The organism is Streptomyces smyrnaeus (assembly GCF_017676345.1).
Lineage (GTDB): Bacteria > Actinomycetota > Actinomycetes > Streptomycetales > Streptomycetaceae > Streptomyces > Streptomyces smyrnaeus.
Map to the genome: position 1 here is coordinate 56,300 of NZ_JAFFZM010000001.1, position 23,047 is coordinate 79,346.

Annotated in this window: 21 protein-coding genes; 15 read left to right on the top strand and 6 right to left on the bottom strand. The window is 70.4% G+C overall.

The genetic code is table 11. The annotated features are described in order from the left end of the window. The first annotated feature begins 126 nt into the window (after window positions 1–126). From JW613_RS00260 to JW613_RS00320, 13 genes are all read left to right on the top strand, one after another. The gene (locus JW613_RS00260; protein WP_209208649.1) at window positions 127–756 is read left to right on the top strand and encodes an amino acid synthesis family protein; all 630 of its coding nucleotides are present in this window, start codon (window positions 127–129) and stop codon (window positions 754–756) included. Next, window positions 753–1,304 (top strand): amino acid synthesis family protein, encoded by a 552-nt coding sequence (locus JW613_RS00265; protein ID WP_209208650.1) that lies wholly within the window; start codon window positions 753–755, stop codon window positions 1,302–1,304. Before JW613_RS00260 ends, JW613_RS00265 begins: the two co-directional genes overlap by 4 nt. Window positions 1,305–1,309: 5 nt before the next feature. Beyond that, a complete protein-coding gene (locus JW613_RS00270; RefSeq protein WP_209208651.1) occupies window positions 1,310–2,041 on the top strand; it encodes an alpha/beta fold hydrolase in 732 nt (243 codons plus the stop codon). Next, window positions 2,034–3,521 carry an aldehyde dehydrogenase gene (locus JW613_RS00275; RefSeq protein ID WP_209208652.1) on the top strand — a complete coding sequence of 496 codons (1,488 nt, stop codon included), beginning with the start codon at window positions 2,034–2,036 and terminating at the stop codon, window positions 3,519–3,521. Before JW613_RS00270 ends, JW613_RS00275 begins: the two co-directional genes overlap by 8 nt. Window position 3,522: 1 nt before the next feature. Next, window positions 3,523–3,804: a tautomerase family protein gene (locus JW613_RS00280; protein ID WP_099885607.1), complete on the top strand. Its 282-nt coding sequence runs from the start codon at window positions 3,523–3,525 to the stop codon at window positions 3,802–3,804. Further along, complete coding sequence (locus tag JW613_RS00285; RefSeq protein WP_209208653.1) at window positions 3,801–4,844, top strand: LLM class flavin-dependent oxidoreductase; 1,044 nt, start codon at window positions 3,801–3,803, stop codon at window positions 4,842–4,844. Before JW613_RS00280 ends, JW613_RS00285 begins: the two co-directional genes overlap by 4 nt. A gap of 435 nt (window positions 4,845–5,279) precedes the next feature. Next, on the top strand, window positions 5,280–6,851 hold the full coding sequence (locus tag JW613_RS00290) for an ABC transporter substrate-binding protein (protein ID WP_209208654.1): 1,572 nt from the start codon (window positions 5,280–5,282) through the stop codon (window positions 6,849–6,851). Window positions 6,852–6,853: 2 nt separating this feature from the next. Then, entirely contained in the window at window positions 6,854–7,810 is a 957-nt protein-coding gene (locus JW613_RS00295) for an ABC transporter permease (protein WP_209208655.1), read from the top strand. After that, window positions 7,807–8,718 carry an ABC transporter permease gene (locus JW613_RS00300; protein WP_209208656.1) on the top strand — a complete coding sequence of 304 codons (912 nt, stop codon included), beginning with the start codon at window positions 7,807–7,809 and terminating at the stop codon, window positions 8,716–8,718. Before JW613_RS00295 ends, JW613_RS00300 begins: the two co-directional genes overlap by 4 nt. Beyond that, window positions 8,718–10,445, top strand: coding sequence for a dipeptide ABC transporter ATP-binding protein (locus JW613_RS00305; RefSeq protein WP_209208657.1), 1,728 nt, complete (start codon window positions 8,718–8,720; stop codon window positions 10,443–10,445). Before JW613_RS00300 ends, JW613_RS00305 begins: the two co-directional genes overlap by 1 nt. Then, entirely contained in the window at window positions 10,442–12,457 is a 2,016-nt protein-coding gene (locus JW613_RS00310; protein WP_209208658.1) for a CocE/NonD family hydrolase, read from the top strand. Before JW613_RS00305 ends, JW613_RS00310 begins: the two co-directional genes overlap by 4 nt. Next, entirely contained in the window at window positions 12,454–13,122 is a 669-nt protein-coding gene (locus JW613_RS00315; protein WP_209208659.1) for a TetR/AcrR family transcriptional regulator, read from the top strand. The genes JW613_RS00310 and JW613_RS00315 overlap by 4 nt, the downstream gene beginning before the upstream one ends. 438 nt (window positions 13,123–13,560) lie before the next feature. Next, entirely contained in the window at window positions 13,561–14,235 is a 675-nt protein-coding gene (locus tag JW613_RS00320; RefSeq protein WP_209208660.1) for a YceI family protein, read from the top strand. Here JW613_RS00320 and JW613_RS00325 read toward each other — a convergent pair. Continuing rightward, window positions 14,232–14,864 (bottom strand): hypothetical protein, encoded by a 633-nt coding sequence (locus tag JW613_RS00325; protein WP_209208661.1) that lies wholly within the window; start codon window positions 14,862–14,864, stop codon window positions 14,232–14,234. The genes JW613_RS00320 and JW613_RS00325 overlap by 4 nt on opposite strands. A gap of 386 nt (window positions 14,865–15,250) precedes the next feature. On the opposite strand from JW613_RS00325, the gene JW613_RS00330 reads away from it, so the two are divergent. Next, the gene (locus tag JW613_RS00330; protein WP_209208662.1) at window positions 15,251–16,279 is read left to right on the top strand and encodes an ArsR/SmtB family transcription factor; all 1,029 of its coding nucleotides are present in this window, start codon (window positions 15,251–15,253) and stop codon (window positions 16,277–16,279) included. 71 nt (window positions 16,280–16,350) lie between these two features. Here the strand turns inward: JW613_RS00330 and JW613_RS00335 are convergent, their stop codons facing one another. From JW613_RS00335 to JW613_RS00355, 5 genes are all read right to left on the bottom strand, one after another. After that, window positions 16,351–17,271 (bottom strand): carbohydrate ABC transporter permease, encoded by a 921-nt coding sequence (locus JW613_RS00335; protein WP_209208663.1) that lies wholly within the window; start codon window positions 17,269–17,271, stop codon window positions 16,351–16,353. Then, entirely contained in the window at window positions 17,268–18,185 is a 918-nt protein-coding gene (locus JW613_RS00340) for a carbohydrate ABC transporter permease (RefSeq protein ID WP_209208664.1), read from the bottom strand. The genes JW613_RS00335 and JW613_RS00340 overlap by 4 nt, the downstream gene beginning before the upstream one ends. After that, window positions 18,182–19,591: an ABC transporter substrate-binding protein gene (locus tag JW613_RS00345; protein ID WP_209208665.1), complete on the bottom strand. Its 1,410-nt coding sequence runs from the start codon at window positions 19,589–19,591 to the stop codon at window positions 18,182–18,184. Before JW613_RS00345 ends, JW613_RS00340 begins: the two co-directional genes overlap by 4 nt. A gap of 3 nt (window positions 19,592–19,594) precedes the next feature. Continuing rightward, complete coding sequence (locus tag JW613_RS00350; RefSeq protein ID WP_209208666.1) at window positions 19,595–20,419, bottom strand: PfkB family carbohydrate kinase; 825 nt, start codon at window positions 20,417–20,419, stop codon at window positions 19,595–19,597. 218 nt (window positions 20,420–20,637) lie between these two features. Next, window positions 20,638–21,672 (bottom strand): SIS domain-containing protein, encoded by a 1,035-nt coding sequence (locus JW613_RS00355; RefSeq protein WP_209208667.1) that lies wholly within the window; start codon window positions 21,670–21,672, stop codon window positions 20,638–20,640. Between the two features lie 176 nt (window positions 21,673–21,848). Here JW613_RS00355 and JW613_RS00360 point away from each other — a divergent pair, with 176 nt between their 5' ends. Further along, on the top strand, window positions 21,849–23,036 hold the full coding sequence (locus JW613_RS00360; protein WP_209208668.1) for a LacI family DNA-binding transcriptional regulator: 1,188 nt from the start codon (window positions 21,849–21,851) through the stop codon (window positions 23,034–23,036). The last annotated feature ends 11 nt before the right edge of the window (window positions 23,037–23,047 follow it).

Genomic DNA, 23,047 nt, shown 5'->3' on the forward strand with positions numbered 1-23,047 from the left:
CGCTCCAGAAAATGCCCAGTTCAGGGCGGCCACGCAAAGCTTTCGGCGCTCAACTCCTCGTACTCGTAGGTCGAAATCGAGGGATCGACCTTGACCGCAGCGATAGGTATACCTACGGTCTCTGCCATGCAAGAGAGTGATGCTGATCCCTCTGCTGAGCGGATCGGACTTCGTAAGCTCGTGACGTACCGAGACACCGTGGTGACCGAGGCGGGGCGGGCTCCGGATCGGCCCGCGCAACGTGCCAGCGTGGCCGCGGTCCTGCGCAATCCATGGATCGACGCTGCGCCGCTCGCCGATCTCGCCCCGGAGCAGAGCCGGATCGGGCCCGTGCTGGCGAAGCTCCTCTCCGCCCGGCTCGCGCAGACGCTCGGCGGGGTGGACCGGATCGAGGCCTTCGGAAAGGCCGCGGTCGTCGGCACCGCCGGCGAGCTCGAACACGCCGGGGCGCTCATCCACACGCCGTTCTTCGGCAATCTGGTCCGCGAGCTGCTCAACGGCGAGTCGATCATCTGCTTCGCCGACACCCGGGCCGAGGCCGGCGAATCACTGGTCGTCCCCCTCTGGCACAAGACACATGCCCCGACGCGCAGCCACTACCAGACCATCAGCGCACGAGTCCCCGACGCGCCCCGGGCCGACGAGATCGTCGTCATCGCCGCCGCATCCACCGGCCCTCGCCCGCACCCCCGCATCGGGGACCGCAGGACGGACCCGGTCGTCACCACCCGCACTCTGGAGGAATCCCTGTCATGAACGTCCGCAAGATGGTCACCGTCGTCGAGGAGATCCGGGCCGAAGGCGGTCGACCGGTCAGCCCGCCGGCCACCGTCGCCGTCGTGGCCGCCGTGATCGAGAACCCGTGGGCCGGTCAGGGCTTCGTCGAAGATCTCGCCCCGGGGATCGAGGCGAACGCCTCGGACATCGGCGCACTGCTCGCGCCCGCAGTGCTCGATGCGTTGGGAGCCCCCGCCGAGGCATACGGCAAGGCCGCCGTCGTCGGCCTCAACGGCGAGATCGAGCACGGGTCGGCACTGATCCACACCCTCAAGTTCGGTGACCACTTCCGCAAGGCTGCCAATGCCGGCACGCTCCTGCCCGCCGTCGAGAAGCGGGGCCCGGCCGGCGTCGTGTTCGACATCCCGCTCAAGCACATCACCGATGCGACGATCCGCTCCCACCACCAGTCGGTGGAGGTCCGGGTCGCCGACGCTCCGCACCCGGACGAAATCATCATCGGGCTGGCCGCCGCCGCCCAGGGGCGGCCCCAGCAGCGACTGGCGGCCCTCTCGACCGAGCAGTAGTGGGGATGAGCAAGCCCACTCTCGTGCTGCTGCACGGCGTCGGGCTCGACCGTACGATGTGGGAGCCCACCGCCGAACTGGTGGCCGACCGCTTCACCCTCGTGACGCCCGACCTGCCCGGACACGGGAGGAACGACCCCGCTCCGGCAGGCATCACCCTTCGGGACCTGGCGCTCGGCGTCGCAGCCGAGATCCCTGAGGGGTCCCATCTGGTCGGCTTCTCCCTGGGTGCCCTCGTGGCCCAGTATCTGGCCCTTCACCGCCCGGACCGCGTCGCGACTCTGACCTCGGTCAGCTCGGTGTGCCGTCGTACACCGGCGGAGCGGGCGGAGGTCCTCAAGCGCCTCGACGCGGCGCGAGCCGACTTCCGGGCAGCGACGGCCGCGTCACTGCGGCGGTGGTACGCGGGCACCGACGTCTCAGCAGAGTGGGTGAGCCGCACCGAGGCGACCCTGCTCGCCAACGACGTGGGGTCCTTCCGCGCGTGCTATCGGGTGTTCGCGACCGCTGACGCCGACATCGGTCCCGCTCTGCACCGCATCACCACCCCCGCCGTGGCGGTCACCGGCGAGAACGACCCTGGGTCGACGCCCGAGATGACCCGGCGGCTCGCTGCGGCACTTCCGAACTGCAGATCCGTCGTCGTTCCCGAGGCGCGCCACATGCTCCCTGTCCAACGCCCCGAGGCCCTCGTCGACTGCTTCACCACGCTCATCAGGGACAACACTCATGGCTGATCTCAAGAAGCTGCAGCACTTCATCGGCGGCGCGCACGTCGAGCCGGCCTCCGGGGAGTACTTCGAGAGCACGAACCCGGCAACACGCCGGCCGCTCTACCGGGCGGCGAGAGGCAACGCCGCAGATGTCGAGCGAGCCGTGGCCGCAGCGAAAGAGACGTTCGAAGACCCGCGCTGGCGCGATCTCAGCCAGACCCGACGCGGGCACCTCCTGCGCCGGCTGGGAGATCTCATCGCACAGAACGCAGCGGACCTCGCGCGTATGGAGACGAGGGACAACGGCAAGCTGCTGCGCGAGATGAACGGGCAGTTGGCCGCCCTGCCCGAGTACTACCACTACTACGCAGGCCTGGCCGACAAGATCCACGGCGATGTCGTTCCGACCTCCGACCGGAGCGTTCTCAACTACACCTGCCGCGAGCCGCTCGGCGTGGTGGGCGCCATCACCCCGTGGAACTCTCCGATGACACTGACCAGCAGCAAGCTGGCGCCCGCGCTCTGCGCCGGGAACACCGTGGTGGTCAAGCCCTCGGAGCACACCTCGGCCGCGCTGCTCCGGCTCGCCGAACTCGCGCTGGAGGCAGGATTTCCGCCCGGCGCGGTCAACGTCGTCACCGGCTTCGGGGCGGAGGCCGGGCAGGCCCTCGTCGATCACCGTCACCTCGCGAAGATCTCGTTCACCGGCAGCACCACCACCGGATCCCGTATCGCCGCCGCCGCAGCCGGCCGGTTCATCGGGTCGACCCTCGAATTGGGCGGCAAATCGCCCAACATCGTCTTCGAGGATGCGAACATCCCCAACGCGGCCATGGGGGTCGTCGCCGGCATCTTCGCCGCCGCGGGCCAGACCTGCATCGCCGGCAGCCGAGTGTTTGCACACCGGTCCGTCTACGACGAACTACTCCAGCGCGTGTCCGAGCGGGCCGAGCGCATCCGCATGGGCGATCCGATGGAAGAGAGCACCGAGCTCGGCCCCCTGGCCTTCGAGGACCAGCGGGACAAGGTCGCCGGGTACGTCGATCTGGGGCGCAGCGAGGGAGCCCGCGTGCTCACGGGTGGCCGCCCCTCGGACGGCGGCCTCGGCGGCTACTTCTACGAGCCCACGATCTTGGTCGACGTGGACAACAGCATGCGGGTTGTGCGGGAGGAGATCTTCGGCCCGGTTCTCACGGTGATGCCGTTCGAGACCGAGGAGGAAGTCATCCGCCTCGCGAACGACACCGAGTACGGCCTCGCGGCGGGGGTGTGGACCTCCGACCTGGCCCGGGCCCACCGCATGGCCGCACGCCTGGAGGCGGGAACCGTGTGGGTCAACACCTACCGGGCCATGTCGCCGATGTCCCCGCGCCAGGGCTTCAAGGCCAGTGGCGCCGGTGTCGAGCACGGCACCGAGACGATCAAGGAGTACACGCGGCTCAAGAGCGTCTGGATCAACACCAGCGAAGAGCCCGTGGCCGACCCCTTCGTCATGCGGGGCTGACATGCCGCAGATCGACATCACCCTCGCCGAGGGACGCACTCCGGGCCAGCTCCGAGAGCTGATGCACGAGGTCCATGCCGCCGTTCTCCGCACCGTCGACACCAGGCCGGAGTACATCCGTGTCGTGGTCCGCGAGGTGCCGCGGACCCACTGGGCCACCGGCGATGTGTCTGTTGCCGAGATGGATGCCACGAGCCGGACCTCCCCCACCACCGACCGGCACGACAGCAGCGCCGCCGACGGGCAGCGCCCCCACCCCGCACACCAGGAGCAGCAGCCGTGAAATTCTCCCTGTTCGCGCACATGGAACGCTGGGACGAGAGCGTGACGCCCTCCCAGCAGTTCGACAACCTCACCGAACTCACACAGATCGCCGAAGCGGGCGGCTTCAAAACGGTGTGGATCGGTGAGCACCACTCGATGGAGTTCGTCAGCTCCCCCAGCCCCATGCCGCAGCTCGCCCATCTGGCCGCGCGCACTTCGACGATCCGGCTCGGCGCCGGCACCATCGTCGCGCCCTTCTGGCACCCGGTCCGGGCTGCCGGTGAGACCGCGCTGCTGGATGTGATCAGCGGTGGCCGGGCCGAGATCGGGCTGGCGCGCGGTGCCCACCAGTTCGAGTTCGACCGGTTGGCGGGCGGACTGCCGGCAGCCGACGGGGGGAAGCATCTGCGCGAGTTGGTGCCGGCGGTGCGCGCCCTCTGGCAAGGCGACTACGCCCACAACGGGGACATCTGGCAGTTCCCCACGTCCACCAGTGTGCCCAAGCCGGTGCAACAGCCGACTCCCCCGATGTGGATCGCCGCACGTGACCCCGACTCGCACGACTTCGCCGTCGCCAACGGGTGCAACGTGATGGTCACTCCCCTGATGAAGGGCATCGAGGAGGTCGAGAACCTCGTGAACAAGTTCGAGACCGCGGTGGGCAACCACCCGGAGGTGCCCAGGCCCGAGCTCATGGTGCTGCGGCACACTCATGTGCACAGCCCTGAGGACCCCGACGGCTGGCGCCCGGCGGCCGAGGCGATCCAGCGCTACTACCGCACCTTCGACGCGTGGTTCGGCAACAAGCAGACTCCCGACAACGGCTTCCTGGACCCGAGCCCGGTCGAGAAGTTCGAGGGGCGCCCGGAGTTCGAGCTGGAATCCCTGCACCGAACCGCGATGATCGGCACTCCTGACGAGGTCGTCGAGCGGCTGCGCCGCTATGCGGAGTTGGGCATCGACGAGTACAGCTTCTGGATCGACAACAGCCTGCCGCACGAGGAGAAGCGCAGGTCACTGGAGATGTTCACCAAGGAAGTCGTGCCGGCCTTCCAGTGACCGGCACGTGACGCGCCGAACGCCCGTCTCGTCCTGGCCGCCCCGGCCGCTCACGCCGTCGGCCGCTCTATACGGCCGGCCGCTCTTGCGTCGTACGCGTACGCGCGGCCGGGGCGCATCCCCTCGTACGGGTACGCATGGCCGGGGTGGCCGGATCGGCCCGGGGACGGCGGCCCTCCGTCCCCGTAGAGCGAAGATTCCCGGTGGCGTCAGAGCAGACGGGCACAAGGACACACGGACACACGGACACACGGAGACTGAGCCTTCGGTATCTCCCACTCTCTTCCCATTTGCACTGTTGGTCCTCACGCCTATGGAGCCCTCGCAAGCTCTTTTTTCCGCGTTCGAGGGTTGGCTTGAAACCGCCGGCCCGCTATCGTTCACGCACTTCACTCAATCGTTCAGCTGAACGAATAGCGCGGAGGACGGTTGCTCATGACCGAGGCCCACCGCCCAGGACGGCGGTCACTGCTCGCCGGTGCCGCATGCCTCGGCGCTTCCTGGCTGGTGTCCGGGTGTACGGGCGCGGCGTCCATCACCGCCCTGCCCGCGGCGGCGCCGAAGGGCGCTCCGGACCGGGGTGGCACCCTCCGGATAGCCCGCCCGCCCGCGTCGGACGCCGAGACCCTCGACCCCGCCGGCCCCCTGTCGGCATACGAGTATCTGGGCGCCCTGTACAACCGTCTCGTCCGTGTCGGCACCGACGGCGGCCTCGTCCCCGACCTCGCCGAGGCGTGGGAAGCGGATTCCAAGGCCCGCACCTGGACATTCCGGCTCCGCAAGGGCGTCACCTTCCACAACGGCCACACATTCACCTCGGCCGATGCGGCGTACACCTTGCGTCACATCCTCGACAAGGCGACAGCGTCCCCGCAGGCGGGCGTTCTCGCCCCGCTCATCGACCCGAAGACGCTGCGCACTCCCGACGCCCACACGCTCGTCGTCCCGCTGAAGTCGCCGCACGCCGAGTTCCCCAGCCTGCTGACGCACTACAACTGCTACGTCATCCCGGACGGGAGCGGGAGATCCATCGGCCGCACCGGCATCGGCACCGGCCCCTTCAGGCTGGACTCGTTCGCGCCCGCGGGCCCCGGCAGCGTCACCGCCTACCAGGATCACTGGGCCGGGCGTCCCGTTCTCGACGCCATCTCCTTCGCTTCGGTCGCCGACATGTCGGCCCGGGCGAACGCACTGCTGGCCGGCCAGGTCGACCTGCTCTCGCAGACCAACCTCGACTTCGCGACGGCCCGTGTGGTCGAGGCCTCGGACCGCGCCACCATCGCCCGTGTGAAGAACTCCCAGTGGTACGTGCTGCCGATGCTCACCACGGAGAAGCCCTTCACGGACGTACGCGTACGCAAGGCGATGAAACTCGCCTACGACCCCGAGCACGTGGTCAAGGTCGCTCTTCAGGGTGCCGGCACCGCCGGCTGGGACAACCCGGTGCCGCCGGACGACCCACTGCACATCCGCTCACACCCCGAGCACGACCCCGACCGGGCCCGCCATCTGCTGAAGAAGGCGGGTCACGAGGGGCTGACCGTCGACCTTCACACCTCCTCCTACGACCCGCTGTTCACCCCCATGGCGCTGGCCTACCAGGACTCGGCGCGGCGGGCCGGGATCCGGGTCCGGGTGAAGACGGCCGCTGCGGACTCGTACTACACGCAAATCTGGATGAAGAAGCCGCTGATGGCGACCTACTGGTACACGGGCCGGCCCATCGACCAGCTCTTCACCCAGATCTTCCGCAGCGGCTCGTCGTACAACGAGACCGCCTGGTCCGACAAGGACTTCGACGCGCTCCTCGACCGAGCCCGCGCCGAGACCGACGACAAGCGGCGCCGCGAACTGTACGGCGAGGGGCAGACCATGGTGATCGAGAGGGGTGGGGCGATCACCCCGATGTTCGCCGACCGGCTCGTCGGAGTCTCCCGCAAGGTACGCGGATACGCCGAGCACGGGTTCGAGTTCGACTACCTCGCCATCGGCCTGAAGGGAGCCTGAGGATGCTCTCGTTCATCGCCCGCCGCACCATATCGGCCCTCGGCACCCTGCTGCTGGCCTCGGTCCTGGTCTTCCTCGCCGTCCAGGCCCTGCCCGGCGACGTGGCCACCAAGATTCTCGGCAAGGACGCCACGCCGGACGCCGTGGCCGGGCTGCGAGAGCAGATGGGCCTCGACCGGCCCGCCTGGGAGCGCTACCTCGACTGGGTCGAGTCGGCCCTGCACGGGGACTTCGGCACCTCCCTGGTCTCCGGGAAGCCCGTCGCCACCGAGGCGGCCGCCCACCTCGGCAACTCCGCGCTGATCGCCCTGGTCACGGTCCTGTTCGCGGTGACCGGGGCGCTGGTGCTGGGCGTGCTCGCCGGTCTGTACCGCGACCGCTGGGCCGACCACCTGATCTCGACCGTCAGCCTCGTCGGCATGAGCATCCCCGAGTTCGTGGTCGCCACCGTGCTGGTGCTGTGCTTCTCCATCGCGCTGCCGTGGTTCCCCGCCGTCGTCCTGTACGGCCCCGACGCGAGCGTCGGTCAACTGCTGCCTGCCGTGTGGCTTCCCGCGCTCGCGCTGGCGACCGTCATGGCCGCCTACATCGTCCGCATGGCCCGAACGTCGGTCATCGATGTGATGGCGAGCGAGTACGTCACCACGGCCAGGCTCAAGGGCCTGTCCACCTGGCGGGTCGTCACCCGGCACGCCCTGCCCGGCGCGCTGCTGCCCACCTTGCATGTGATCGCCCTGAACGTGGCCTGGCTCGTGGGCGGGGTCGCCGTCGTCGAGAACGTCTTCAACTATCCGGGCATCGGCAAACTGCTGCTCACCTCGGTGCAGAACCGCGACCTGCCCGTCATTCAGGCCGTCGCGCTGATCAGTGCCGTCGTCTACGTCGTGTGCAACCTCGCCGCCGACCTCGGCTCCATGGCCTTGAACCCGAAGCTCCGTACGCGCGGGAGGACCCGATGACCGCCCTCGACCCCGCCCCGACCCCCGCACCGGCAACCGCGCCCGCGCCCGCGTCCGCAGGGGGGCGCACCATCCGTACCTGGCGCACCCTGCGCTCCTCCCGTACCGCAGTCATCGGCCTCGCCGTCGTGGGCGTCCATGTGCTGCTGGCGCTGCTCGCCCCGCTGCTGACGCCGCACGACCCGGTCGCCAACAGCCCCTCGCACGCGCTTCTCGGCCCCGGTCCGGAGCACTGGGCCGGTACGGATCAGTACGGCAGGGACGTCCTCGCCCGGGTGCTGTACGGCGGCCGGTACGCGCTCGGTGTGTCCGCCGTCTCCACCGTCCTGGGGGTCGCCCTCGGTACGGTGATCGGCTGTGCGGCGGCGCTGCGCGGAGGCTGGTTCGACGACATCCTGAGCCGGGTGCTGGACGCGGTGCTCTCGATACCGGCGATCCTCGCGCTGCTGGTCGTCGTCACCGTGCTGGGCACCGGATACCCGGTCATCATCTGCGCCGTCGCCGTGGTGTTCGTACCGCAGGTCGTGCGGGTGGTGCGGGGTGCGGCGCTCGCCGTCGTACCCGCCGACTACGTGACCGCGGCCCGCGCCCGGGGCGAGAGCACCTGGGCGATCCTGCGGCGGGAGGTCCTGCCCAACATCGTCGACGTGGTGTGCGTGGAATTCGCCATGCGGGCCTCCTGGGTCGTCCTGCTGATCTCCTCGCTGTCCTTCCTCGGCTTCGGCGCCGCCCCGCCGACCCCCGACTGGGGGCTCATGGTCGCCGAGAACCGCACCGCCATCACCGTCGTCCCGATGGCGAGCCTCGCGCCTATCATCGCCCTGGCCACGCTCGTGGTCGGGATCAACCTCGCGTCCGACGGCCTGTCCAAGGCCTGGGGCGTGGACCGGATCCGGGAGGGCTCCTGATGACCGCCCTCGTGTCCGTCAGCTCGCTCTCCGTCTCCTACCGCTCGGGCGGCCAGGACGTGCCGGTCGTGCGGGAGGTGTCCTTCGAACTCCCCGAGGGGCGCACGCTCGCCCTCGTCGGCGAGTCCGGCAGCGGCAAGTCGACTGTCGCGGCCACCCTGCTCGGCCACCTGCGACACGGCTCGCGTCTGGACGGCGGGGAAGTCCGGGTGGACGGCCACGACGTCTTCGCCCTCTCCCCCGGCAGGTTGCGGCGGCTGCGCGGCGGAACCGTTGCGATGGTCGCCCAGAACGCCGGCCACTCGCTGACCCCGTCCATGCGCGTCGGGCGGCAGATCGCGGAGGCGGGCGGTGGTGTCCCGGTGCTCGACCTGCTGGAGCAGGTCAGGCTGCCCAGACCCGCCGAGCTGGCGCGCCGCTATCCGCACGAGCTGTCCGGCGGACAGCAGCAGCGGGTCTCCATCGCGATGGCCCTCGCGGCCCGCCCCCGGGTCCTTGTGCTCGACGAGCCCACGACCGGTCTCGACGTCGTCACCCAGCGCGGCATCCTCGACCTCGTCGCCGACCTGCGCGACGAACTCGGGCTGGCCGCCCTGCTGGTGAGCCACGACCTGGGCGTCGTCGCGCGCATGGCCGACGAGGTGAGCGTGCTGCGGCTGGGCCGGACGGTGGAGTCGGCACCCACCCGAAAGCTCTTCTCCCGCCCCGAACACGCCTATACGAAACGGCTGCTGGCCAGCGTGCCGCGGCTGGCGGACGACGGCCTCGCCCTGGTGGGCGAGGCCGGCGAGCGGGAGATCCGTGCCAGAGCCGTGGTGCCTCCCCAGGCACCGGTGGCCGTCTCCGCCGACGACGTCACCGTCGACCACGGCTCGGTCCGCGCCGTGCACGGTGTCTCCTTCGAGCTCCGGTGCGGCGAGATCGTCGCCCTCGTCGGGGAGTCGGGCAGCGGTAAGTCCACCCTCGCGTGGGCACTCGCCGGCCTGCGCGCACCCTCCGGCGGCACGATGACCCATCAGTCGGGCGATCTGACCCGCCTCGCGCGCAAACGTCCGCCGGGCCTGCGGCGCCGGGTGCAGCTGGTGTTCCAGAACGCCGACACCTCCCTCAACCCGCGCCGCTCGGTGGGCGACGCGATTCGCCGCCCCCTGCGGCTGTTCGGCACGGCGCCGAACCGGGAAGCGGCCACCGCACGGGCCCGCGAACTGGTGCGGGACGTCCAACTCGATCCGGCGCTCGCCGACCGGCTGCCCGCTCAGCTCTCCGGCGGCCAGCGGCAGCGGATCGGCATCGCACGGGCACTGGCCGGCGAGCCGGACGTGTTGATCGCCGACGAGATCACCACGGCACTGGATGTCTCGGTACAGGCCGAAGTACTGCGGCTGCTCGACGACCTGCGCAGGGAACGGCAATTGGCCTGCCTGTTCATCAGCCACGACCTGGCCGTCGTACGGGGCCTTGCCGACCGTGTCCTGGTCCTGCGCCACGGTGTGGTGGTGGAGGAGGGCCCCACCCAGGCCGTCTTCACCGACCCCGGCCACCCCTACACCCGCGAGCTGATGGCCGCGGCCCTCGAACCCGATCCCGACGCACGGCCACCCGTGGACGACGTGCCCGATTGGGAGGAGACAGCAGACGCCGACGGCGTCTGGACCGACCACGGCCACGGCCACCGCGTCCGCCGCTGGCGCCCCGCAAGCACCCCCCTCGTCGAAGGAGTTCCGTGAAGTACCGCGAGCGGTTCGAACGCCAGGTCGTGCGTGAGGACGTCTGGATCCCCACCCCGGACGGAAAGGTCCGGCTGCACGCGCGCATCTGGCGTCCGGCCGACGCGACGAGCGACCCCGTGCCCGCGCTGCTGGAGTACCTCCCGTACCGCAAGAGTGACTGGACAGCCCCCCGGGACGCCCAGCGCCACCCCTGGTACGCGGGTCACGGCTACGCCTCCGTCCGGGTCGACATCCGGGGCCACGGCGACAGCGAGGGCGTACCGGGCGACGAGTACGACGCCCAGGAACTCGCGGACGGCGTCGACGTCGTCAACTGGCTGGCGGCACAGCCCTGGTGCACCGGCAAGGTCGGTATGTTCGGCATATCCTGGGGCGGGTTCAACGCGCTCCAGATCGCCGCCATGGCCCCCGCCCCCCTCAAGGCGATCGTGACGGTGTGCTCCACCGACGACCGCTACGACAACGATGTGCACTACACCGGCGGCGCCGTCCTCGGGATCGACATGCTCGCCTGGGCCGGCACCATGCTCGCCTTCGCCGCCCGCCCACCGGACCCGGCACAGGTCGGCACCGACCGGTGGCTGCCGATGTGGCGCGAACGCCTCGAAGGGCTCGAACCCTTTCTGCACACCTGGCTGGCCCATCAGCAGCGGGACGACTACTGGCGGCACGGCAGCGTGTGCGAGGACTACAAAGCCGTCGACGCGGCGGTCCTGGCGGTCGGCGGCTGGAACGACCCCTACCGCGACACGGTGCTGCGGCTCGTCGAGCACCTTCCGCACGAGCGTGTCCGGGGGCTGATCGGTCCCTGGTCCCACCAGTATCCGGACCGCGGACTGCCTCCCGGCCCCGCCATCGGCTTCCTCCAGGAGACCCTGCGCTGGTGGGACCAGCACCTCAAGGGCCGCGACACCGGTGTGATGGCCGAGCCGTTGCTGCGGGCCTGGATCAACGACCCTGTGCCACCCGCCACGTCCTACGACGTCATGCCGGGCCGCTGGATCGGCGAGACGGCCTGGCCCTCCCTAAGGGTGAGCCGGCAGGAACGCGCCCTGGGCGCCGGCGAGGCACCCCTGGTGGTCGACTCCCCCCAGCACACCGGTGTCGACGCCGGCCGCTTCTTCCCCTTCGGCAACGCGAGCGACCTGCCGCCCGACCAGCGGGAGGAGGACGGCCGCGCGGTCTGCTTCGACTCCGGGCCCCTGGACGGGCACGTCGAGATCCTCGGCCGACCACGCGTCAGGCTCCGGCTGGACAGCTCCACCCCGCGCGGCCATGTGATCGCCCGCCTCTGCGACGTGGCCCCCGACGGCTCCTCCACCCTCGTCGCCCGAGGCGTGCTCAACCTCCTCAGCCGGCATGGCCGGGACCGGTCCGTCGAGTGGGTCCCCGGTACCTACGAGGACGTCGAGTTCGAACTCGGTGCCACCGGTTACACCTTTCCGCCCGGGCATCGCGTCCGCGTCGCCGTCTCCAACACGTACTGGCCGTGGGTTTGGCCGCACGGCGAGCGCGGACAGCTGACCGTGATCCCCGCGCACAGCGCCCTCCTGCTGCCCGTGAGGGCGCCTGGGGGCCCTGGAGAAGAGGAGCCGGTCCGCTTCGAGGAGCCCGAACAGGCACCGCCGCTCCCGGTGACGTACGACCTCCCGGACCGGCCGCGACCCGAACGGCTCGTCACCCACGATGTCGCCGCAGGCGAGTGGACCCTCGATGTCGACCCCCGCTACGGCGGCTCCCGCACCTTTCCGGACGGGCTGCGTTACGAGGAGAACGCCCGGGAGACGTACCGTATCCGCAGCGACGATCCACTGTCCGCCTCGGCCGTCTCCGCATGGACGATCCGGCTGACCCGCGGCGAGGAATGGGACGCCGAGATCGTCGCGCGGACGGAACTGAAGGCCACGACAGCGGAGTTCGTGATGGACAGCCACCTCCAGGCACGGGCGAACGGCCAGACCGTGGCCGAGCGCACCTGGCACCGCACCACCCCGAGGACGTCCGGATGACCGGCGGGAGAAGCCCGCGCCGCGCCGTCGCCGCCGCCGACCGCACCCGGCAGCCCACCGAGGTGCGCCGTCGCCTCATCGTCGAGGCGGCCGTGCCGCTGATCGCCGAGCGGGGTTCCTCCTCGGTCGGCGTGCGGGACGTCGCCGGTGCGGCCGGGGTGTCCGTGGGTACGGTCACCTACCACTTCGGCAGCGTCCAGGAGATCCTCTCCGAGGCGATGGTGCTGCAGATCGAGCGGTACTACGCGGCCCTCAGCGAGACCGCGGACCGGGCGACCAGCGCGGCCGGGGCGCTGCGCCTCCTCGTCGACGCGCTGTTCACCGAGGACACCGACCGGCACTGGCGGATGTGGTTCGAATACTGGAACGCGGGCGAGCACCACCTCGATCCGGCGTTCGCCGGTGGCCAGGACCGGCGCTACGAGAGCTGGCACCGGCAGATCCGCGCGCTGGCCGAACGCGGCGTCGCGGACGGCGAGTTCACCTGCGCCGACCTGGACGGCTTCACCACCCGCTTCGCAGCCCTCGCCGACGGGCTGGCCCTGCAGCGGCTCCGCCAGGCCCCGCCGCTGACCACTCAGGACGCCCGCCGCCATCTGCACCGCTTCATCGAGACGGAACTGGGCCCAGGTCCCCACGGTGTGGGCCTCGGCCCCGCCGAGTGACAGCGAGGACATACCCGGCCCGGACCGGGCGTCGAGTTGCCCCTGAGCTGCTGAGCGCGGCTGCCCTCTTCTCTGACGCGGGCCAGGTGCTGGGCTGCGGCACCGTGGTGGTCCCGCACACCACCACCGGCCGCACAGTCGGTGCCCCCGGCCCACCGGCTCGCCGTCAGGCCGGCACCCGCGAGGAGCGGCTGACCTGCCCCGGCCCGGACCGCCCGCAACGTCGCAGCGGACAAGCAGTTTCGATATGACCGGCCTTCACCGGCGTCCGCGCACTTTGCCGCTTTCGAGCTCCGCGAACATCACGTAGATCATGTGAAGATTCCGAGTGGGGCAACTATGCGATCCCCGCCCAAAGGGATTCTTACCCGGAGCTAGGACACGGCAATTGGTGTGCAGCATTGCCTGACTGCCCGTCATCGAGTCGCCAGGTGAAGCATGAAACTGTTCAAACGTGGCATGTCACCCAACTCCCCGACCCGCCCTGCCACACACGGTCACACCCACGCCGACGCAGGTGTGGCGTATGCGGGTGCGGTGAATCCGGCCCCGGCGGCCCCGGCCCTGCAGGAGCTCACCGGGGAATGGATCATCGACCCCGCCCACAGCCGGATCGGTTTCTCGGTACGCCACGCCATGGTGACGACGGTGCGCGGGTCCTTCACCGAGTACCGGAGCCGCCTCTACTTCGACGGCTACGATCCGTCCCGCTGCCGGGCCGAGGTCGTCATTTCCACAGCCAGCGTCGATACGGGAGTGGAGCAGCGCGACGCACATCTGGTAGGCCGTGATTTCTTCGCCTCGGCCGACTACCCCCAAATGCAGTTCGTCAGCACCGGCGTGCAGTTCGTCGGTGACGACGTCTACCGCATGGCGGGAAACCTCACCATCAAGGACGTGACCAGACCCGTCGTGCTGGAGATGACCTATATAGGTCACGTGATGGACCCCTTCGGCTACCAGCGTGTCGGCTTCGACGGTACGACCACCATCGATCGCTCCGACTGGGGCCTCACGTACAACAGCCGACTGGCCGAGGGCGGCTCGATGGTCAGCGAGAAGGTGCGCCTGCAGTTCGACATAGCCGCGATCCGGAACGCCCCTGCCGGCTAAGGGGCGAGCGTCTTGCACAGGTCCTCGTAGGGGCCCTCCAGTGCCAGGAGTTCGCGCTGGGTCTCTCCGCCGCTCTCCGTGATCCGGACGGCCATGAAGCCACGCGAGACGAGCCACCTGTTGTGTGCGGGCCGGTCGTCGGTGTGCAGGCCGACGCCCCAGTCACCGCCGCTGAGGACGCGTGTGGTGGTGCCGGGGTCGGGGTAGGAGAGGGTGCCGGTACCGGACAGATCACGGCGGACGGTCTTCCCCGTGTCCTTGTTCGTCACCTCCATGATCAGCGGGCCGCTGATGATGGCGTAGACGGGGTCGCCGGCACTGTTCTTCCAGGTCTTTTGCACCATGTCGACGACGGGGAACTCCGCGTGTGTCGGGAACGGGCACACCTCGCCCCGCGGGTAGTTCACTTCGGGTTGCTTGGGGCGGGTGACGAACGGCCCCTGCCAGTCGTCCGAGTGGGGCACCCGCTCGCCCGCCGCGGCCGCCGCCCCGCTGGAGGGCTGGGCCGACGGGCGGAGGGGGTGTGCCGTGGTCGGTGCGTCTCCCCCGGCCTCGGCCCCTGCCCGTCCGGGGGATGCCTGGGCACCGGCTGACGCGCACAGCAGGGCCGTGAGCGTGCAGACAGTCACGGCTACGGCCCTTCGCCGTCTGTCGCCCGCGGCTTCGGCTCCGCGCCCCGGCGTCTGACCGGTGGTTGCTGTACTCGAAGTTCTGGTCGCCCGCATCCGTGTGCTCCTCCCGCTCGCCGGTTCCCGGCCTTCCCGATTCCGGCGCTTCCGGTGCCGGTGCCGGTTCCGGCTGCTCGACTGCTCGACTGCTCGACTGCTGCCCCATGGTGTGCAGCGTCTTCCCTGGCCGGTAGACGATTCGGCCCTGCCCGAAGCGATGGGACAGCTCATCGACTTCCGGCCCGCTGCCGCACCGTCTTCCGCGTACGTCGCGTGACGGACGGGCCCGCTCCGGGAAAGGATGAGGTCGGCAGCCATGTGGCGGGCAGCGACCGAAGGGGCCGGGTATGCGTATTCACTTCGCCGCCTCGGATCTGGCCCGTGTCCGGGTGGCCGAGGCGCCCAGCCCGCTGGCCACGACGACGTTCAGCGCCTTCCGTCTCCGGTACGGCCGCAGCAGCAGTCCGGCGCTCGACATCTGGCGCCGCACCACGAACGCCGCCCGGCGCACGGCGGGGGAAGCGGCCGTGTCGGAGGACGGCGGGCCACCGCTGGGTGGGCTCGTCGCCACCGGGCCGTCGCATCCAGTTCCCCGACTGCTCCGCCCCCACCAGGCACTTCCCACCCTCGACGAGGAGATCGAGCGGTTGCTGTCCACGCCACGGTCCGAGTTGCGCGCGGACCTGGGGTACGTCGCCGCGCACCGCCCGCTGCCGCGGTGGGTTCGCGCGCTCGCCGAGGGGGACCCGGCCGCGCTGCGCCGACTCGCCCAGGCGGTGCGGGACCACTACAGGGCGGCCGTTGGTCCGTATTGGCGAGGGCTGCACGCTGCGCTGCGCGCGGAACAGGCCGAGCGCGTCCGCCAGTGGCAGGAGGGCGGTGTCGAGCGAGTTCTGGCCACCATGCATCCGCGGATGCACTGGTGTCCCCCGGCACTGGAGCTGCCGGACGTGGACGGCCCGGACTACCACCTGGGCGGCCGGGGTCTGCTGCTCGCCCCTGCGGCCTTCACCAGCTACATTCCCTGCGATCCGGACGATGTGCAACCCACCCTGCACTACGAGGTGGTCGCCCACCCGGGCCCCGGGGTGCCTGACGGTACGTACGGGACGCTGGCCGCGTTGCTCGGGCACAGCCGTGCGGCAGTGCTGGAGGTCGTCGCGGAGGGCGTCTCGACGGGCCGGCTGGCCCGGCGTACGGGGCTGTCGCCTGCTTCGGCCAGCGAGCACGCCACAGTGCTGCGCCGGGCCGGGCTCGTCACGACCCGACGCTGGGGCCGCACCGCGCACCACACCCTCACTCCCCTCGGCGCCCAGCTGCTGCTGTCCGCGCTGCGAGGCACTGCCGGGGATCTGTGCAGAACCCTGTCCCCATAGCCGCTCCGTTCAGCCCCTCCGTCGGCGTGCGGTGCCGACAGAGGGGCCACCGGCGGATCGGCTGCGCGGGGTCACTTCCCCACGCCCTCCGCCAGGCCCCGGATGAAGTGCCGCTGGCCCAGCAGAAAGACGATGATCATGGGGAGCGCGGCGATGGTCAGTCCGGCGAAGAGGATGGGCCAGTCGGAGTTGAGCCTGCCCGCCATGTCGGCGAGGCCGACCGGCAGCGTCTTGAGCCGGTCATCCGTGACGAAGACCAGTGCGAAGGCGTACTCGTTCCAGCAGAAGAGCGTCTGGAGCATGGCGGCGGACACCAGGATCGGCCGGGACATGGGGACGACCACCTGCCAGAAGGTCTGCCATCGGCTCGCCCCGTCCAGGTGGGCCGCCTCCTCCACCTCGGAGGGAAGACTCAGCAGATAGGCGCGGATGAGGAAGGTCGTGAACGGCACCTTGAACGCCGTGTAGAGGACGATGAGCGCCCAGTAGGTGTCATAGATGTGCAGCGCCTGCAGGAGTTGCGCCAGTGGCACCAGTGCGACCGTCGGCGAGAGCATCATTCCGCCGAGCACCAGCAGCAGTGCCGGGCGGGCCAGGGGGATGTCGAGGCGGGTCAGGCCGTATGCGGCCCAGGCGCTGATGAGGACCACCGCCAGCACGCTCGCGCTGGTCACCAGCGCGCTGTTGAGCAGATAGCGCAGCGTGCCCTGGTTCCAGGCGTCCGCGTAGTTGTCCCAGCGGGGGTGGGCGGGCAGCGACCAAGGGGCGGTGAACAGCTCACCGTTGCTCTTCAGCCCGGACAGTGCCATCCAGCACAGGGGGTAGAGCACCGCGACGGCCAGGGCGGCGAGTCCGCAGTAGGCGAGAACCCTCGGCAGTACGCCCGTCCGTCCTCGGACGGCGGCGCCACCCGTGCGCCGCCAGGGGTCTCTCGCCGGTGGCAGCGCCCGCGCCGCGGAGGGGCGGCCTTTCGGGTTCATGGTGAGGGTCATGCCTCCACCGCCTTTCGCCGTGAGTAGTACAGCTGTGCCGCACCGGCGGCGAAGGTCAGTACGAACATCACCGTGCCGATCGCCGCCGCATAGCCCATGTCGTCGCCGGTGAAGGCGCTGGCGTAGAGCCACGTCCCCAGCACCTGGCTGGAGTTGGAGGGGCCACCGCCGGTCATCACCATCACCTCGTTGAAGACCAGGAAGGCCCCGGAGACGGTGAGGATCACCAGCAGGGTGGTCATCTGCCGCACCATCGGAACGGTGACCGTGAAGAACGTACGGACGCGGCCCGCGCCGTCGACGTACGCCGCCTCGTACAGCTCGCGCGGTATCCGCTGCACGGCGACGGTGAGCAGCATCGTGGTGTAGCCGAAGGACTGCCACTGGCTCATCCCGATGACGCCCCAGATGGCGGTGTCGGGCTGCCCGAGCCAGTCGCGCTGCCAGCTGTCCAGGCCCACGCCGCCCAGCAGGCTGTTCACCAGTCCGGCGTCCCGCTGGTAGAGGAACTGGAAGAGGAGGCCGGCGACCGTCATCGAGACGGCGGCCGGCACCACGTAGAGGGTGCGCAGCAGTCCGCCGAGCCGCCTGCCGACCAGCTCCTCCAGGAGCGCGGCGAGCACCAGCGCGGCACCCACCTGGACGGTGACCGAGGTGACGGCGAACAGGAGGTTGTTGACCAGTGCCTTCCAGAAGACCGGGTCGGAGAACGCCTGCCGGTAGTTGTCCAGACCGACGTACCGGGTGCCCGGCTGGAAGACGCTGAACTTGAGCAGGCTGAGGCGGACGTTCTCCACGACGGGGTAGTAGACGAAGACGGTGATGAGCGCGAGGGCGGGGGCGGCCCAGAGCGCGTGCCGGACACGGCGGGCGGTGCGGGACCCGGCCGTCGGAACACCGTGGAGTGTGGTCATCTCGCCCCTCCCTGGCCCGGGTGGCGGTCTCGGCGAAGCCCCGGCGTGGCGGCCTCGTGGTGGGAGGACTCGCCGCGGGACGAGAAGCGGAAGGCCTGGTCGGCCGCCTTCCGGACGCGGCGCACGGCCTCCTGGGGGCTCGTCCGGCCACCGAGCACGGAATCGGCGGCGGCGAGCGTGGGATTGACGACCTTGTTGTCTGTGCGGGTGTCGAGCCACACCGACATCCGGCGCGAGTCGATGAGCCGCTGGGCGGCGCCGAGCCCCTTCACCCGGCCGGCCCGGGAGGTGTCCTGCACGGCGCTGAGCCAGCCCAGTTCCCGTACCATCTCCCGGGCTTGCGGGCGCGCGGTCAAAAACTTCAGGAAGTCGACGGCGAGGGCCTTGTCCGGTGAGTTGTTGGACACCATCAGTCCGTCCGTACCGCCGGCGAGGGCGCGGGGATCGCCCTGCCCATCCGGGGCGGGCGGCATGGGGAAGAAGTCCCAGTCCCGCTCGAAGGAGGCGGGAGCTCCGCCTTTCTCGGTGAGGAAGGGGAACTCGACCGTCTCCAGATACTGCATGGCCGCCTTCCCGTACACCAGCTTGGTCTGCGCGTTCTCGTGGCTGGCGCCGGAACCGCCGGGGGCGAAGCACCGCTCCTTCAGTCGGCGCAGGTCGGTGAAGGCGCGTACATAGCCGGGGTGCGTGAAGCCTCCGCCCTTCCGCACCGCGTAGTCCTTCGCGAGGGTGTCCGGCGGCACGTGCATCGCGTTCAGCTGGGTGAGCAGATGGCCGACGGGCCAGCCGTACTGATTGCCGAAGGTGATGGGGGTCCAGCCGGCCTTCTGGATGCGGTCGCAGGCCGAGAGCAGCTGCGCGAAGGTGCGCGGCTCGCCCTTCACCCCCGCCTTTCGGAAGATGCGCTTGTTGTACGCGAAGACCTTGGCGTCGAGGGTCACCGGCACTCCGTAGTTCCGCCCGTCGTAGCGGTAGGCGCGCAGCGCGTCCGGTACGAAGGAGCGGCCCCAGGCCGTGTCACTCAGCTGGCTTGTGAGGTCGGCGGCGAGCCTGCCGTCGGCGAACCTCTCGGCGTACTGCCCCGGCCAGGCGAAGTAGATGTCCGGCAGATCGCGGGAGGCGGCCAGGGCCGCGATGCGGTCCTTGTAGGGCTGGTCCCCGACGGCTTGCAGTTCGATGGTGACACCGGGGTTGCGCCGTTCGTACTCCTCGGCCATCCGCTCGAAGTACGGCGCGTACTGCGGGTCGGCCCATTTCTCCAGCACGGTGAGGTGCCCTCGGGGACGGCCGTCCAGGGTGAAGTCGTTCGCAGTGGTGCGTACGGGCGCCTGCCCGCAGCCGCTCAGCGCGAGGACCGCGCTGAAGGCAGTGGCGAGCAGCGCCGGGGTTCGCAGGAAGCGCAGCACGGATCACCTCACGGGTGCGGTGTGCGGGTCGGAGAAGACCCGGGGATGTCCGAAGGCACCTTCATGGGTGCAGACTTCAGCGGCGTACGCGGCGGCCTGCGCCGCGGCGCTCGGCACCGGAGCACCGTCCAGCAGCGCCACCAGCAGCCGTGCCACGAAGGAGTCGCCGGCACCGAGCGTGTCCACCACCTCGACGGGCATCACGGGCTGCAGGTGCGACACCCCGTCCCGCGAGACCAGCGCGCCCAGGCTGCCTCGGGTCACGACCACCGTCCCGGGCCCGGACCGGTGCGCGGCCTCCGCGAGCGCGGCAGCCTCGCGGTCCCCGGCGCCGGGCCGCGAGAAGACGGCGTACCGGACATAGGGCAGAAGTGGTGCGGCGTACGACCAGGAACGGTTGGAGAAGTCGTAGCTGACCGGGCAGGCACGGGCCAGGAACGGCACCGCGTGTTCGAGCCTGCTGCAATCCCCGGTGTGCGCGAGATCGAAGCCGGCCAGCCAGTTCAGGTCGGCGTCGTCCGGTGTGAAACGGGAGACCCCTTCGTCCGTGGCGGTGAAGTGCCGGTCGCCGTCCGCGTCGAGGTGCACGGTGGCGTAGGCGTTGGGGCCGTCGGCGGTACGGACCCGGTCCGTACCGACCCCCTCGGCGTCGAGCGCGCCCCGGATGTGCCCTCCGGCCTCGTCGGTGCCGAGGACACCGAGATAGGCGGCCTCGGCACCGCAACGGGCGGCGTGCACGGCGACGTTCACGGCATTGCCGCCGGGATACATCAGGCCGCGCTGCGGGTATCGGTCGACGACGTTGTCGCCGACTCCGCAGATGCGCATGGTCTCTCCGGTCCGTGCTGGGGATGGGTGGGAGGGCGCCCGGTGGCCAGGGGCGGGGCGGGGGCAGGGCGGGCGGGGACAGGGCGCCGGGGCTCTTCACCGAGCCCCGCACCGGGGGCTTCGCACCGGCGCCCTGTCGGGGCGGCGTCCTTCCGGGGTGGGCGGGCGCCCTCCCGGTGGGCGCCCACTCCGGGCCGCTGCCTATGCGCTCCGCGTGCTCAGTACTCGACCTGGAACATGTAGCGGCGCTTGTCCAGGTCGTGGCCGCGCACCGCCTCGTAGTGGTGGGCGAGACGGCTGGCGAGCGTGTTGAGCGCGATCGGGCTGATCTCGCCGCGCAGCTCCTCCGGGACGCCGGGCAGCGAGAGCGACCGGGTGTCGATGTAGTGGGCCTTGCGCGTGTATTTGTCGAGGAAGGTCTTCGCCCGCTCGGCCATCGGCCGCGTGCCGTCCTCACCGAGCATCAGCAGCACCGGCTGATCCTCGGTGACCACCTCGAAGGCCCCGTGGAAGAACTCACCGGCGTTGTAGCTGCCGCCGTGCTTCCACTGCATCTCCATCAGGTAGCACATGGTGAAGCCGTAGCCTGCCCCGTAGTTGGGGCCGGCGGACAGCACATAGGTCACGTCCTCGTCGGCCAGCGCAGCAGCGATGGAGTGGCACAGTTCCTCGGATTCGAGCTGCGCCCCGTGCAGCGCCTCGGGCAGCGCCTCATAGGCGGCACGCAGCCGCGCGTAGTCACCGGGCACCCCGGTCTGCTCCAGCAGCGCGTGGCCGAGCTGTGCGAACAGCACGTGCTTGGGGGCGGCGACGGTGTCCTCGCTGCCGTAGGTGAAGGCTGTGTGCGCGGCCTTGGCGAGAGGGCTGTCCGGGAGCCGGGTCACCGCGGCGACCGTGGCCCCGGCGGCCCTGGCGAACTCGGCGGCTGCGACGGTCTCCTTGGTCGTGCCGGTGTGCGAGGCGACGACGACGAGCGAGCCCTCGCCGAGCAGCGCGGGCTCGCGGAACTGGAACTCGGCGCTGTTCATGTGGAAGACCGGGAACGGTGCGCGGGTCTCCAGCATGTGGTGCACGGCGTACGAGGCGACCAGTGAGCCGCCGCAGCCGACCAAAAAGACGTTGCGCAGCCCGGTGCCGGAGCCGGTGATGCCCTCGACGAAGGTGCGGGCGGCCTCGCGCTGCCCCAGCGCGAAGGAGACGGTCTCCTTGAAGTCCGGGTTGATGGGCTTGAGCGGCAGAGTTGCGGTGGTCACGCGGTTCTTCTCCACATCTGACGAGGGTGGACGAGCAGCGGGAAGGACGAGATTGGGAACGTTCCCAAAAGCATCCGACAGCGGCTTTGGGAACGTTCTCACCCGCGGTGGTGAGAACCTTCCCACCGCCGATCCGACAGCGTCAATACTGCTGCGCCGGATAATCTGTTGCCGCCATGACCAGTCACCGAAGCCAGCGCCCCGCGACCATCCCCGACGTGGCCCGCGAGGCCGGAGTCTCCCGATCCACCGCCTCCCGGGCCCTCGCCGACTACGGCTCCGTGAGCCCGGACGCGCGGGAGCGGGTACACGCCGCAGCCGCGAAACTCGGCTACCGCCCCAACCAGCTCGCCCGCAGCATGATCACCGGCCGCACCCACACGTTGGGCGTGGTGGTCGCCGACATACAGAACCCCTTCTTCGCCGGCGCCACCCGCGGCATCGCGGACGCCGCACGCGCCGCCGGCTACCAGGTGCTGCTGGCCAACACCGACGAGGACCTCACCCAGGAACGCTCCGCCGTGAAGATGCTCCGCGACAAGCACGTCGACGGCATCATCATCGCGCCGGCCTCCTCCTCCAGCACCGCGCACCTGGTCGCCCTGCGGGAGGCCCGCTGCCCGCTCGTCCTGCTGGACCGCGAGGTGCCGTCGCTGGACACGGACACGGTCACCGTCGACAACCGCGGAGCCGCCGAGGACGCCGTACGCCGACTGCTGGAGGCGGGACACCGGCGGATCGGCATGGTGACGCTGGGCGGAAGCGGCGAGGAACGTGCCGCACAGGAGGGGCGGCACGGGGGAGCCGACAGGCGGGAAGAAACCGACAGGCACCGGGCGGCCGGGCGTGCGGACGGCGGGGAGGGTCCGCAGCGCGGGCACGGCCCGGACCGGCGCCGTGCGGAGCCGCCCGCGCAGGTCTCCACGGGCGTCGAGCGCGCCGAAGGCTTCCGTGCCGCCCTGCACGCTGCCGGTCTCAAGGACCCCGACACCTACGTACGGGTCGGCGTCCATGGGCAGGATCCCGCTGCGCTGACGACCGAACTGCTCCGGCTCCCCCAGCCGCCGACCGCGCTGTTCACCACCGACAGCCTGATCGCCCTCGGCGCCCTCTCCGCCGTCCAGGAAGCGGGGCTGCGAGTGCCGGACGACGTCTCCCTCATCACCTTCGACGACGCCGACTGGACGAGCGTCATCCGCCCGCGCGTCTCCGTCGTGGCACAGCCGGTCCAGGAACTGGGCGCCCGTGCGGTGCGGGCTCTCGTCGCCCGGATCGAGGGCCGGTCACAGGCCCGCTCCGAACACATCGTGCTGGACACCACGTTCGTCTCGCGGGACTCCGTCGCTCCACCGCCGTCCCGCTGAGCATCGGTTAC

Excerpts from the sequence above, each read along its gene's own strand:
- JW613_RS00260 (WP_209208649.1), top strand. The coding sequence starts at position 127 with ATGCAAGAGAGTGATGCTGATCCCTCTGCTGAGCGGATCGGACTTCGT.
- JW613_RS00265 (WP_209208650.1), top strand. The coding sequence starts at position 753 with ATGAACGTCCGCAAGATGGTCACCGTCGTCGAGGAGATCCGGGCCGAA.
- JW613_RS00270 (WP_209208651.1), top strand. The coding sequence starts at position 1,310 with ATGAGCAAGCCCACTCTCGTGCTGCTGCACGGCGTCGGGCTCGACCGT.
- JW613_RS00275 (WP_209208652.1), top strand. The coding sequence starts at position 2,034 with ATGGCTGATCTCAAGAAGCTGCAGCACTTCATCGGCGGCGCGCACGTC.
- JW613_RS00280 (WP_099885607.1), top strand. The coding sequence starts at position 3,523 with ATGCCGCAGATCGACATCACCCTCGCCGAGGGACGCACTCCGGGCCAG.
- JW613_RS00290 (WP_209208654.1), top strand. The coding sequence starts at position 5,280 with ATGACCGAGGCCCACCGCCCAGGACGGCGGTCACTGCTCGCCGGTGCC.
- JW613_RS00295 (WP_209208655.1), top strand. The coding sequence starts at position 6,854 with ATGCTCTCGTTCATCGCCCGCCGCACCATATCGGCCCTCGGCACCCTG.
- JW613_RS00300 (WP_209208656.1), top strand. The coding sequence starts at position 7,807 with ATGACCGCCCTCGACCCCGCCCCGACCCCCGCACCGGCAACCGCGCCC.
- JW613_RS00305 (WP_209208657.1), top strand. The coding sequence starts at position 8,718 with ATGACCGCCCTCGTGTCCGTCAGCTCGCTCTCCGTCTCCTACCGCTCG.
- JW613_RS00315 (WP_209208659.1), top strand. The coding sequence starts at position 12,454 with ATGACCGGCGGGAGAAGCCCGCGCCGCGCCGTCGCCGCCGCCGACCGC.
- JW613_RS00320 (WP_209208660.1), top strand. The coding sequence starts at position 13,561 with ATGAAACTGTTCAAACGTGGCATGTCACCCAACTCCCCGACCCGCCCT.
- JW613_RS00330 (WP_209208662.1), top strand. The coding sequence starts at position 15,251 with ATGCGTATTCACTTCGCCGCCTCGGATCTGGCCCGTGTCCGGGTGGCC.
- JW613_RS00335 (WP_209208663.1), bottom strand. The coding sequence starts at position 17,271 with ATGACCCTCACCATGAACCCGAAAGGCCGCCCCTCCGCGGCGCGGGCG.
- JW613_RS00340 (WP_209208664.1), bottom strand. The coding sequence starts at position 18,185 with ATGACCACACTCCACGGTGTTCCGACGGCCGGGTCCCGCACCGCCCGC.
- JW613_RS00350 (WP_209208666.1), bottom strand. The coding sequence starts at position 20,419 with ATGCGCATCTGCGGAGTCGGCGACAACGTCGTCGACCGATACCCGCAG.
- JW613_RS00360 (WP_209208668.1), top strand. The coding sequence starts at position 21,849 with ATGACCAGTCACCGAAGCCAGCGCCCCGCGACCATCCCCGACGTGGCC.